The sequence below is a fragment of the Pseudonocardia sp. EV170527-09 genome, assembly GCF_008369905.1.
In the GTDB taxonomy this organism is placed as follows: Bacteria; Actinomycetota; Actinomycetes; order Mycobacteriales; family Pseudonocardiaceae; genus Pseudonocardia.
In genome coordinates, this window is record NZ_VRMC01000419.1 from 1 (window position 1) to 282 (window position 282).

A 282-nucleotide genomic window follows, 5' to 3' on the forward strand; every position below is an offset into this window, starting at 1 on the left:
CCGGGCTGGGCTGGGGAGGCTACAAAGTATGGAAGGCCGTCGACCCCTTCGCCACGACGGAGCCTGAGGGTTGCCGAGTGGTGGTCTTAGGCCAGTCCTACGACCTCGATTTAGAGCAATCCCAGAACGCCGCCATCATCACTGCCGAGTCAATCCGCCGTGGCCTTCCGACCCGTGCGGCCGCCATCGCTCTGACAACGGCTATGCAGGAATCAAAGCTACGCAATATTGACTACGGGGATCGCGACTCCCTCGGGTTATTCCAACAGCGTCCCTCCCAGG

General features: G+C 61.3%; 1 pseudogene. It reads left to right on the top strand.

The window, feature by feature from the left end:
- Window positions 1-80 precede the first annotated feature (80 nt).
- Window positions 81-282: pseudogene (locus FVA95_RS29680) on the top strand (hypothetical protein); the annotation flags it as partial.